Source organism: Microbacterium sp. NPDC056057, assembly GCF_042266945.1.
In the GTDB taxonomy this organism is placed as follows: Bacteria; Actinomycetota; Actinomycetes; order Actinomycetales; family Microbacteriaceae; genus Microbacterium; species Microbacterium trichothecenolyticum_C.
Map to the genome: position 1 here is coordinate 1,647,577 of NZ_JBHJWS010000001.1, position 11,630 is coordinate 1,659,206.

The window sequence follows — 11,630 nt, forward strand, 5'->3', positions numbered from 1 at the left end:
CGGGTGGGCCGAGGGGAAGAGGGACGATGCTGACGAAGCGCGGGTGGGACGCGATCGTGTCGATCGTGTCGGCCGTCATCGCGATCGCGCTCGTCTTCCTCTTCCCACCCGCCACCCCGGCCCGCACAGTGATCGCGCTCGCCGCCATCGGCCTTTTCGCCCTCGGCTACGCACTGATCGGCCGCGGCGCGATCGAGCCGCCGCGCGCGGCGTGGCGGTACCCCGCCTTCCTGTCGGTGGCGGCCGTCGCGGCCGGGATCGGCGCCGGTGCGGCACCCTTCATGGCGATGCTCCAGACCCTGGCCTACCCGCTCGTGTGGGTCATCGGCGATTCGCGCAAGCGCGGAATCGGCGGTTCGGCGGTCATCGCCGGCAGCGTCTTCGTCGGGGCGAGCTTCGGCTACGGTGCGAACCTCGATTCCCTGCTCGCCGGCGGGACCACCGCGGTCTTCTCGCTCTCGTTCGCGATCGCCATCGGTCTGTGGATCGCCCGCATCGCCGAGTACGGCGAGGAGCGCGAGCGCCTGCTCGCCGAGCTGACGGCGGCGCAGACCGAGGTCGAGGCGCTCAGCCGCGAGCGCGGCGCCTCCGCCGAGCGCGAGCGCCTGGCCCGCGACATCCACGACACCCTGGCGCAGACCCTCGCAGGGCTGGTGATCTTCGCCGAGCGCGCGGGTCGGCAGTCTCGCGAGGGGCAGACGGATGCTGCGGCCACGACGATCGCGACGGTCGAGCAGGTCGCGCGCGACGCCCTCGCCGAGTCCCGTGCGCTCGTCGCCCGCACGGCGGCCGTTCCCCGCGAGGCGGCCTTCGGCGCCGCGGTCGAGCGCCTCATCGAGCGGTTCCGGGAACACGGTACCGCGCGCATCGCGCTCGACACCGCGGGCGTGGAGGGCGAGCTCGACCGCGAGGCGCAGGTGGTGCTGCTGCGCTGCCTGCAGGAGGCGCTGTCCAACGTGACGAAGCATGCCGCTGCGGCGCAGGTGGCGGTGCGCGTCGAGGTCGCGGCGAACGGCGCCGCCGTGCTCGAGGTGACCGATGACGGACGCGGCTTCGACACCTCGCGGCCCACGAGCGGGTTCGGGCTCGACGGCATGCGCGAGCGCGTGGCGCTCGCAGGCGGCACGTTCGACGTCGCCTCGGCCCCGGGCGACGGCGCGACCCTGACGGTCAGGCTTCCGGCGGTGTCGCAGGCCGAACGGGGCGCCGGAGTGCCCGTGCCGGCGATGCCCGCCACGATAGGGGATACGCCGGCCGAGGCCGTGCGGACGAAGGGAGATCGCCTGTGATCCGGCTGCTGATCGCCGACGACCACCCGGTGGTGCGCGCCGGCCTCGCCGGGCTGCTCTCGGATGAGCCCGGCTTCGAGGTCGTGGCCGAGGCATCCGACGGCGATGAAGCCGTGCGTCTCGCGGGGGCGACCCGTCCCGACGTCGTGCTGATGGATCTGCGCATGCCGCACGTCGACGGTGTCGCCGCCACCGCCCGGATCGCCGGGGGAGAGGCGGGCGACCCGCCGCCGCGCGTGCTGATCCTCACCACCTACGAGTCCGACGACCAGATCCTCGCCGCCATCGAGGCCGGTGCGACGGGGTACCTCCTGAAGGCCGCACCGCAGGCCGAGATCGTCGCCGGCATCCGCTCGGTGGCGGCGGGGCAGTCGGCGCTCTCGCCTCAGGTGGCGGTGCGGCTCGTCGAGCGCATGCGGCGGCCGGAGCCCGAGACGGTGCTGACCGCGAGGGAGCTCGACGTGCTGCGGCTGGTCGCGACGGGCCACAGCAACAAGCAGATCGCGGTCGTCCTGGGCATCGGCGAGTCGACGGTCAAGACACACTTGCTCAAGGTGTTCGAGAAGCTCGGCGTCGCCGACCGCACGCGCGCCGTGACCCTCGCCATGGAGCGCGGACTGCTCGTCCACCGCTGACGACGGGAACGACGGATGCTGCGACCCGGCCGGGTCGCAGCATCCGTCGTTTTCAGGACTCAGCCGAACTGGTTCATCGTGTTGTGCTGACCGCCGGCCTTGAGCGCGGCGTCGCCGGCGAAGTACTCCTTGTGGTTGTCGCCGATGTCGCTCCCCGCCATGTTCTGGTGCTTCACCGTGGCGATGCCCTCGCGGATCTCGCGACGCTGGACGCCCTTCACGTAGGCGAGCATGCCCTCGTCCCCGAAGTAGCCCTTCGCGAGGTCATCGGTCGACAGGGCCGCTGTGTGGTAGGTCGGCAGGGTGATGAGATGGTGGAAGATCCCGGCGCGGGCGGCGCCGTCACGCTGGAACGTGCGGATCTTCTCATCGGCCAGCCGCGCGAGCTCGGTGTCGTCGTACGCGACGTTCATCAGGTCGCCACGGTCGTAGGCCGAGACATCCTCGCCCTGCTCCGCCAGGAGGTCGTACGCCTGCTGCCGGAAGTTGAGCGTCCAGTTGAACGACGGGCTGTTGTTGTAGACGAGCTTCGCGTTCGGGATGACCTCGCGGATCGCGTCGACCATGCCGGCGATCTGCTCCACGTGCGGCTTCTCGGTCTCGATCCACAACAGGTCGGCGCCGTTCTGCAGCGACGTGATGCAGTCGAGCACGACGCGCTCCTCCCCGGTTCCCGGACGGAACTGGTACAGGTTGCTGGCGAGCCGCTTCGGGCGCAGCAGCGTGCCGTCGCGCTTGATGACGACGTCGCCGTTGCCGAGGTCGGCCTCCGAGATCTCCTCCACGTCCAGGAAGGAGTTGTACTGGTCGCCGAGGTCGCCGCTCTGGTGCGTGACGGCGAGCTTCTGCGTGAGCCCGGCGCCGAGCGAGTCGGTGCGGGCCACGATGACGCCGTTCTCGATCCCGAGCTCGAGGAAGGCATAGCGGACCGCGGTGATCTTCGCGATGAAGTCCTCGTGCGGGACCGTGACCTTGCCGTCCTGGTGGCCGCACTGCTTCTCGTCCGACACCTGGTTCTCGATCTGGATGGCGCACGCCCCGGCCTCGATCATCTTCTTCGCCAGCAGGTACGTGGCCTCGGGGTTGCCGAAGCCCGCGTCGATGTCGGCGATGATCGGCACCACGTGGGTCTCGTAGGTGTCGATCTGCGACTGGATGAACTCGACCGCGGTGTCGTCGCCGGCGGCGCGCGCGTCGTCGAGCTGCGTGAACAGCAGATCGAGCTCGCGGGCGTCGGCCTGACGGAGGAACGTGTAGAGCTCCTCGATGAGGGCCGGAACCGCCGTCTTCTCGTGCATCGACTGGTCGGGAAGCGGTCCGAACTCGGAACGGAGCGCGGCGACCATCCACCCCGACAGGTAGAGGTAGCGCTTGTTCGTGGACTTCAGGTGCTTCTTGATCGAGATGAGCTTCTGCTGCCCGATGAAGCCGTGCCAGACGCCGAGCGACTGGGTGTAGACCGACGAGTCCGCGTCGTACTCGGCCATGTCGCGGCGCATGATGTCGGCCGTGTACTGGGCGATCTCGAGTCCCGTGCGGAAGCGGTTCTGCGCCCGCATGCGGGCGGCGGACTCGGGGTCGATGGCATCCCAGCTCGAGCCATGGTGCTGCTTGAGCGCCCGGATCGCTTCGATGTCGTCCTGATAGGCAGTCATGTTCGTTTCCTTGTTGGTCTCGGGGAGCGGGGGATCAGTCGGTCTCGACGAGGTACTTCGCGTAGGCGGGGAGAGTCAGGAACGCCGGGAAGTCCTGGCCGAGCGCGACCTCGCGGAAGATGTCCGCGGCGTCGTCGAACCGGTCGCCCTCGCGGCGATCCGCCTGGGTCAGTACCTGTGTGACGAGCGCCTCGATCGATTCCCGCGTGATCGGCGTGCCGTCCTCGGTGGTGCGGTCCTGGTGGATCCACTGCCACACCTGGCTGCGGCTGATCTCGGCGGTCGCGGCATCCTCCATGAGGTTGTCGATGGCGACGGCGCCGAGGCCGCGCAGCCACGCCTCGATGTAGCGGATGGCCACCGACACATTGCCGTACACGCCCGCCGTGGTGATCGGGCGCCCGATGTGGACGTCGATCAGGTCGGCAGCCGCCACCTCGACCTCGGGACGCTGCCGGTCGAGCTGGTTCGGGCGATCGCCCAGCACGGCGTCGAACTCGGCGCGGGCCACCGGGATGAGGTCGGGGTGCGCGACCCACGTGCCGTCGAAGCCGTCGCCGGCCTCGCGCTTCTTGTCGGCCGCGACCTTCTCGAACGCGCGCTCGGTGACTTCGGGGTCGCGGCGGTTCGGGATGAAGGCGCTCATGCCGCCGATCGCGAAGGCACCCCGCTTGTGGCACGTCTTCACGAGCAGCTCGGTGTACGCCCGCATGAACGGAACGGTCATCGTGACCTCGCTGCGGTCCGGCAGCACGAACCGGGCGCCGCGACCGCGGTAGTTCTTGATGATCGAGAAGATGTAGTCCCAGCGGCCCGCGTTGAGGCCCGCGATGTGGTCGCGCAGCTCGAAGAGGATCTCCTCCATCTCGAATGCGGCCGGCAGCGTCTCGATCAGCACCGTCGCGCGGATGGTGCCGTGGGCGATGCCCACGTACTGCTCGCTGAACGTGAAGACGTCGTCCCACAGCTTCGCCTCTTCGCTCGACTCGAGCTTGGCGATGTAGAAGTAGGGGCCGCGGCCGTTCGCGATCAGCTGCGCGGCGTTGTGGAAGAAGTACAGGCCGAAGTCCACGAGCGAGCCCGACGCGGCCATCGTGCGGCCGGTGCGGTCGGTGAAGCGGATGTGCTGCTCGGGCAGGTGCCATCCACGCGGACGCATCACGATGGTGGGCGTCTCGGTCGCGGTGACCTCGTAGCGCTTGCCTTCGGGGCTCGTGAACGACAGGTCGCCGCGGATCGCGTCGCGCAGGCTCAGCTGGCCCTCGATGACGTTCTTCCAGGTCGGGCTGGTGGCGTCCTCCTGGTCGGCGAGCCACACCTTGGCGCCCGAGTTCAGCGCGTTGATCGTCATCTTCGGGTCGGTCGGGCCCGTGATCTCGACACGGCGGTCCTCGAGGCCGGGGCCGGCCCCGGCGACCTGCCACTCCGCGTCCTCGCGGATGTGGCGCGTGTCGTCGCGGAACTGCGGGTCGTGGCCGTTGCCGATCTCGAAGCGGCGGCGCATACGGTCGGCGAGCCGGTCGTGGCGGCGGGCGCCGAAGCGGTGGTGCAGCTCGGTGAGGAATGCGAGCGCCTCGGGCGTCAGGACCTCGTCGTAGCGGGGTCCGAGGCGGCCGGCGATCTCGATCGAGGGCTCGTGGGTCTGGGTGGGGATGGGGCCGGTGCGCGTACGCATCGGGGTGGCGGTCGCAGGTGTCATGTCCCTGCCTTCCTGTGAAGGTGTGCTCACCTGTCGTGAAGTGCCGGGTCGAGTGGCGTTTCGTGACAGGTGAGCGAGGTATGGAGTTCTTGGGAGGATGCATCGACCGGGCGGTGTCGGCCAGGTCGAGGCATCCGTGATCCGCGTCTGGCTGGATCGGTGGTTCGTCGTGAGACCACTCTGGGGTGAAGTTCGGGGGTGTACCCGACGAATCCGGGTGTGAAGTTTTCCGGTATTTCTGCTTTCGTGACAGAATCGCGGCATGACGACGACGTTGACCTCGGATGTGCGCGGTGAAGTCCCGGACGATGAGGAGGTGGATCCCCTCACCATCGGCCGCCGCATCCGGCAGCTGCGCACCGACCGTGGCATGACGCTCGAAGAGCTCGCTTCCGCGGTCGACCGCGCCCCGAGCCAGCTGTCGATGATCGAGAACGGACGCCGCGAGCCGAAGCTCACGCTGCTGCAGGCGATCGCGCGGGCACTGGGTTCGTCGATCGACGCGATCCTCGAGTCCGAGCCGCTCGACGAGCGCGCGACGCTCGAGATCTCGCTCGAGCGGGCGATGCGCGGCCAGACGTTCCAGGCGCTCGGCATCCCGCCGTTCCGGATCGGCAAGACCGTGCCGACCGAGGCGCTCAAGGCGATGCTGGCGCTGCAGGGCGAGATCGAGCGGTTGCGCGACGAGCGCGCGGCGACTCCTGAAGAGGCGCGACGTGCGAACGTGGCGCTGCGCAAGCTCATGCGCACGCAGAACAACTACTTCGCCGAGCTCGAGCAGCAGGCTCGCGGCATCCTCGATGCGGTCGACCACCCCGGTGGCCCATTGACCCAGCGCACGGCCTCCGACATCGCCGCGCACCTCGGCTTCACCCTGCACTACGTGCCCGACCTGCCGCAGACGACGCGGTCGGTCGCCGACATCAAGAACGGCCGGCTGTACCTGTCGAGCCGTCTCGCCACCAAGGGCGACCCGCGCACGGCGGTGCTGCAGGCGCTGTCGAGCCGCATCCTCGGGCACCGCGAGCCGACCTCGTACGCGGACTTCCTCCGTCAGCGCGTCGAGACGAACTACCTCACCGGCGCCCTGCTCATCCCCGAGGCGCACGCCGTGCCGTTCCTGCAGGAGGCCAAGGGCGACCGCTCGCTCTCGATCGAGGACCTCCGCGACGCGTACTCGGTGTCGTACGAGACGGCCGCGCACCGCTTCACGAACCTCGCGACTGTGCACCTGGGCCTGCCGGTGCACTTCCTGAAGGTGCACGAGTCGGGGGTCATCACGAAGGTCTACGAGAACGACGACGTGAACTTCCCGACCGACCGCCTCGGCGCGATCGAGGGGCAGATGTGCTGCCGCAAGTGGACCTCGCGCGTCGTCTTCGACGTCGACGACCACTTCAACCCCTACTACCAGTACACCGACACCGGCAACGGCACCTACTGGTGCACCGCTCGCGTCGAGCTCTCGAGCGAGGGCGCGCACTCGATCAGCGTCGGCGTGCGCTTCGACGACACCAAGTGGTTCCTCGGCCGCGACACCTCGAACCGCGGGGTCTCGAAGCACTCGGTGGAGGTGTGCTGCCGTCGCGCCCCGGCCGAGCTCGAGGCGTCGTGGCGCGAGCAGTCATGGCCGAACGTGCGCACGCCGCGCACGCTGCTGGCGACGCTGCCGACGGGTTCGTTCCCCGGCGTCGACACGACCGACGTCTACGAGTTCCTCGAGGCCCACGCCCCGCGCTGAGCACCCGTCAGTGGCGGCCCGCGACGACGTCGGCCACGTGCGCGGGCCACGCCGTGCGGTCGGAGGATCCGGATGCCTCGACCCGGTCCGCCATCCGATACGCGGTGTAGATCGCATTCACGGCGGTCCACCGGAGCGGCTCGACCTCCCAGCGCCGCGCGCGGTGGCCGACCCAGGGGAGCCGGGTGAGCTCGGTGTCGCGGTCGAGCACGAGGTCGGCGAGCGTGCGGCCGGCGAGGTTCGTCGCGGTGACGCCGGTGCCGACGTAGCCGCCGGCCCAGCCGAGGCCCGTCGCCCGGTCGTGGACGACGGCCGCCGCCCAGTCGCGCGGGACGCCGAGCACGCCGGCCCAGGCGTGCGCGATGCGCGTCCCCGCGGCATCCGGGAAGAACTCGCGCAGCAGCCGCGTGAGCGAGGCGATCGTGCGCGCCTGCGTCGTGCCGTCGGTGTCGACGCGCGACCCGTAGCGGTAGGGCACGCCTCGCCCGCCGAAGGCGATGCGGTCGTCGGCCGTGCGCTGCGCGTACATGTACACATGGGCGAAGTCGCCGAGCGTCTCGTACCCGTCCCAGCCGGTCGCGTCCCAGAACGAGGCCGGCAGGGGCTCGGTGACGATCATCGACGAGTTCATCGGCAGCCACGTGCGGTGCTCGCCGCGGATGTCGGCGGTGAAGCCCTCGGTGGCGCGCAGCACGTGGGTCGCGCGCACGGTCCCGCGGTCGGTGATCGCCTGGCCGGGCGCGATCTCCCGCACAGGGGTCTCTTCGTAGATCGGCACGCCCAGCCGCTCGACGGCGTCGGCGAGCCCGCGCACGAGCTTTGCGGGGTGCACCCGGGCGCAGTGCGGATGCCACGCGGCGCCGAGCGCTCCGGCGATGCGGATACGGGATGCTGCGGCCGCGGCATCCATCCACTCGATGTCGGTGTGCGGCCAGGCTTGTTCAGCGGCGACGGCCGCCCGGAGGCGCGCGAGCTGGGCCGGCGTGCGGGCGACGCCGTACTCGCCGCCCTTGACGATGTCGGCGTCGATGCCTTCGCGCGCGGCGACGGCGATGACCTCGTCGACGGTGTCGTTGAGCGCGCGCTGCTGCGCGATCGCCGCGTCGCGGCCGTGCGTCTCGGCGTAGCGCTCACGCCCGCCGGTGACGGTATTGGTCAGCCACCCGCCGTTGCGGCCGGACGCCCCGAACCCGGCGAAGCGCTGCTCGAGCACGACGACCCGGAGGTCGGGCTGCGCGCGCTTCAGGTAGTACGCGGCCCAGAGGCCGGTGTAGCCGCCGCCCACGATCGCGACATCGACGTCGAGGTCGCCGGCCAGGGGAGCGCGCGGGGTCGGCGTGCCGCCGAGGCTCCGCCACCACCACGACACGTCGCCGTTGGGCACGTCGGCACTGTCTCGGGCGATGGTCGACACGGGCCACAGGCTATCGCCGCACCCTGTCCCCGGCGTCGGGCGGGATCCGTCGATTCGTCCGATCCTCATGTTCGTTCGTCACAGATGTACGGCGAACGCCCGCAGGCGCGTACATCTGTGACGAACGAACAGTGGGAGTGCGGTTCTCAGGAGGCCAGGGCGCGCAGCGCCGCCCACAGCTCGGCGCGGGTCGCGAACGACGAGAGATCGCGGCCGAGCACGCGCTCGATGAGGGCGAGGCGCGTGCGCACGGTGTGGCGGTGCACGCCGAGCGCCTGCGCGGTGGCCTCGTGCGAGCAGTCCTCGTCGAGCCACACCTTCAGCGTCTCGACGAGGTGCGTGCCCTGCGCGGCGTCGTGGTCGTGCAGCGGCGCGAGCTCCGCTCGCGCCAGCGCGCGGGCCTCGTCCGTGAGCGCCGAGAGGACGCCGGCGCGGGCGACCTCGGCGAACTCCGTCACCGGACGGATGCCGCGGTCCCGCGCGACGCGCGCCTGCCCGAGCGCGGCGGCGAAGCCGTCGTAGCCCGTCGGATCCGACAGTCCGACGCGCACCTCGAAGCGCGCGACGAGCTCGTCGACACTCGAGCGGTCGCCCTGAGGCACGACCAGCACGAGGCCGTCCTCGCCGCGACCGAAGAACAGCGCGCCGCGGCGCTCGTCGGCCCAGAGCTCGAGCAGCTCGGCGATGCCGTCGACGCGTGCGGCGGCAGCATCCGTCACCCCGACGACGACAGGGGCGGAGGGGAGTGGTCCCCACAGCTCCCGCGAGGTGCGGCGGGCGAGGGCGGGATCGCCCGTGAGCAGCGACTGCACGAGGCCGGCGCGCAGCGCCGAGCGCGCGCGGCCGAGGCCCTGCTGCTGCTCGAGCGCGAGACCGGCCATCGCGATGACGGCCGTGACGACGACGCGGCCCTCCTGGTCGAGGTCGCCCGCGGCGATCGCGATGACGCCGCGCAGGTGTCCGCCGCGGCCGAGGGTCTGCAGCGAGAACGGCGTCTCGCCGATGTGCAGCGACGAGCCCGCCCGCGCGCCCCGGTGCAGCACGCCCGTCACCTCGCGCTGGAGCGCTGCGGCCGTCTCGGCCCCCAGCCCTCCGACCGGGTGCTCACGCGAGAGCTCGCCGGCGGCATCGAACATGCCCACCCAGGTGTCGAGCTGCTTGGCCAGCTCCGCGACGGTGGCGCCGAGCCCGTCGGGCCGCAGGGCGGCCAGCGCGATCGCGCGCTGCGCGGCGAGCGCCCAGCTGCGCCGCGCGTAGGCCTCGGCGGCGATCGCCTCGGCGTTGGCCCTGGCCACGGCGATGAAGGGCGTGCGGTACGGCACCTCGAACAGCGGCATCCGTTCGTCCCGGCACGCGTCGACGAGGGCGGGCGGGATGCCGGCGCGCACGACCTCGGTGCCGAAGCCGAGGCCCACGACGCCCCGGGTCGCCAGGCGGTGGACGTACGAGCGGTAGACCGCCGCCGCGTCGGCGTCGTCGCCCTGCGGGAACTGCGTGCCGGTGGTGAGCAGCACCAGGCCCTCGGAGAGGAACGGTGTGGGATCGGCGAGATCCGAGCTGTGGACCCAGCGGATGCCGCGGTCCAGCGCTTGCGGACCGAGGTCGTCGCCGGCGAGCGAGAGCTTCAGATCCCGCCGGGCGAGGAGGGCGCGAAGAGTGGGGGCGTCGGCGTCCATGATGCTCCGAGTGTACGGCCCGTACAGCCGGCCGGACAGAATGTACACGAGGGCGGGTGCGGGCGTTCCCGGCGACGAAATACGCTCCCCAGCATGAGCAGCGCAGCCGACACCCTCACTGAAACGCCCCTCGGCGGTCCGACCCTTCCGCAGGAGCGCCGCCTGGTCACCAGCATCCCCGGTCCCCGCTCGCAGGAGCTCCTCGACCGCAAGGCCGACGCCGTCGCCGCGGGTGTCGGCCACACCGCGCCCGTGCAGGCCGTCGCAGCCGGCGGAGGCGTCATCGTCGACGCCGACGGCAACTCGCTCATCGACCTCGGCTCGGGCATCGCGGTCACGACGATCGGCAACGCGCACCCCAAGGTCGTCGCGGCCGTGCAGGCGCAGGTGGCCCAGCTCACCCACACGTGCTTCATGATCGCGCCGTACGACTCGTACGTCTCGGTCGCCGAGGCCCTCAACCGCATCACGCCGGGCGACCACGCCAAGAAGAGCGCACTGTTCAACTCGGGCGCCGAGGCGGTGGAGAACGCGGTCAAGATCGCCCGCAAGTACACCGGCAAGCAGGCCGTCGTCGCGTTCGACCACGGCTACCACGGCCGGACCAACCTCACGATGGCGCTCACCGCGAAGTCCATGCCCTACAAGAGCGGCTTCGGACCGTTCGCGTCGGAGATCTACCGCGCCCCGCTGTCGTACCCCTACCGCGACGGGCTCGACGGCGGCCTCGCCGCCAAGAGGGCCATCTCGATGATCGAGAAGCAGGTCGGCGCCGACAACCTCGCCGCGATCATCATCGAGCCCATCCAGGGCGAGGGCGGCTTCATCGTCCCCGCCGACGGCTTCCTGCCCGCCCTCGTCGAGTGGTGCCGCGCCAACGACGTGGTGTTCATCGCCGACGAGATCCAGACCGGCTTCGCTCGCACGGGGGAGATGTTCGCGAGCGACCTGTTCGGCATCGTGCCGGACCTGATCACGACCGCCAAGGGCATCGCGGGGGGCCTGCCCTTGGCGGCCGTGACGGGCCGGGCCGAGATCATGGATGCCTCGCACGCGGGCGGCCTCGGCGGCACCTACGGCGGCAACCCGATCGCCTGCGCCGCCGCGCTCGCCGCCATCGACGTGTTCGAGAACGACGGGATGATCGAGCGCGCCCGCGAGATCGAGACCGTTCTGAAGGGCCGCCTCAAGGACCTGCAGGCCGCCGACCCCCGCGTCGGCGACGTCCGCGGCCACGGCGCCATGATCGCCGCCGAGTTCGTGGACCCCGCGACGGGCGAGCCGGACGCCGCGCTCACCGCCGCGGTCGCGAAGGCGTCCATCGCACAGGGCGTCATCGTGCTCACCTGCGGCACCTACGGGAACGTGATCCGCTTCCTCCCGCCGCTGTCGATCACCGACGACCTGCTCCACGAGGGCATGGACGTCGTCGCCGCAGCACTCGCGGCTGCGTGATCAGGGATGCTGCGACCGCCGCTCGCGCGGCGGTCGCAGCATCCGCCTCCCGCACTTCACAGAAGA

General features: G+C 71.0%; 8 protein-coding genes. 4 read left to right on the forward strand and 4 right to left on the reverse strand.

All coding sequences use genetic code 11. The annotated features are described in order from the left end of the window. The first annotated feature begins 26 nt into the window (after positions 1-26). Together ACFC1K_RS06935 and ACFC1K_RS06940 are read left to right on the forward strand one after the other, a co-directional pair. Positions 27-1,289 carry a sensor histidine kinase gene (locus tag ACFC1K_RS06935; RefSeq protein WP_375870992.1) on the forward strand — a complete coding sequence of 421 codons (1,263 nt, stop codon included), beginning with the start codon at positions 27-29 and terminating at the stop codon, positions 1,287-1,289. Then, positions 1,286-1,924 carry a response regulator transcription factor gene (locus tag ACFC1K_RS06940; protein WP_310285162.1) on the forward strand — a complete coding sequence of 213 codons (639 nt, stop codon included), beginning with the start codon at positions 1,286-1,288 and terminating at the stop codon, positions 1,922-1,924. Before ACFC1K_RS06935 ends, ACFC1K_RS06940 begins: the two co-directional genes overlap by 4 nt. Before the next feature lie 59 nt (positions 1,925-1,983). Here the strand turns inward: ACFC1K_RS06940 and ACFC1K_RS06945 are convergent, their stop codons facing one another. Continuing rightward, positions 1,984-3,579 carry an isocitrate lyase gene (locus ACFC1K_RS06945; RefSeq protein WP_375870993.1) on the reverse strand — a complete coding sequence of 532 codons (1,596 nt, stop codon included), beginning with the start codon at positions 3,577-3,579 and terminating at the stop codon, positions 1,984-1,986. Between the two features lie 34 nt (positions 3,580-3,613). Beyond that, on the reverse strand, positions 3,614-5,254 hold the full coding sequence (gene aceB, locus ACFC1K_RS06950) for a malate synthase A (protein WP_375871163.1): 1,641 nt from the start codon (positions 5,252-5,254) through the stop codon (positions 3,614-3,616). A gap of 286 nt (positions 5,255-5,540) precedes the next feature. Here aceB and ACFC1K_RS06955 point away from each other — a divergent pair, with 286 nt between their 5' ends. After that, entirely contained in the window at positions 5,541-7,019 is a 1,479-nt protein-coding gene (locus ACFC1K_RS06955; RefSeq protein ID WP_375870994.1) for a helix-turn-helix domain-containing protein, read from the forward strand. A gap of 7 nt (positions 7,020-7,026) precedes the next feature. On the opposite strand, the gene ACFC1K_RS06960 is transcribed toward ACFC1K_RS06955, so the two are convergent. Next, positions 7,027-8,433, reverse strand: coding sequence for an NAD(P)/FAD-dependent oxidoreductase (locus ACFC1K_RS06960; protein WP_375870995.1), 1,407 nt, complete (start codon positions 8,431-8,433; stop codon positions 7,027-7,029). Positions 8,434-8,579: 146 nt separating this feature from the next. Next, positions 8,580-10,109: a PucR family transcriptional regulator gene (locus tag ACFC1K_RS06965; protein WP_375870996.1), complete on the reverse strand. Its 1,530-nt coding sequence runs from the start codon at positions 10,107-10,109 to the stop codon at positions 8,580-8,582. A 93-nt stretch (positions 10,110-10,202) separates the two neighbouring features. On the opposite strand from ACFC1K_RS06965, the gene gabT reads away from it, so the two are divergent. Next, the gene (gabT, locus tag ACFC1K_RS06970) at positions 10,203-11,564 is read left to right on the forward strand and encodes a 4-aminobutyrate--2-oxoglutarate transaminase (protein WP_375870997.1); all 1,362 of its coding nucleotides are present in this window, start codon (positions 10,203-10,205) and stop codon (positions 11,562-11,564) included. The last annotated feature ends 66 nt before the right edge of the window (positions 11,565-11,630 follow it).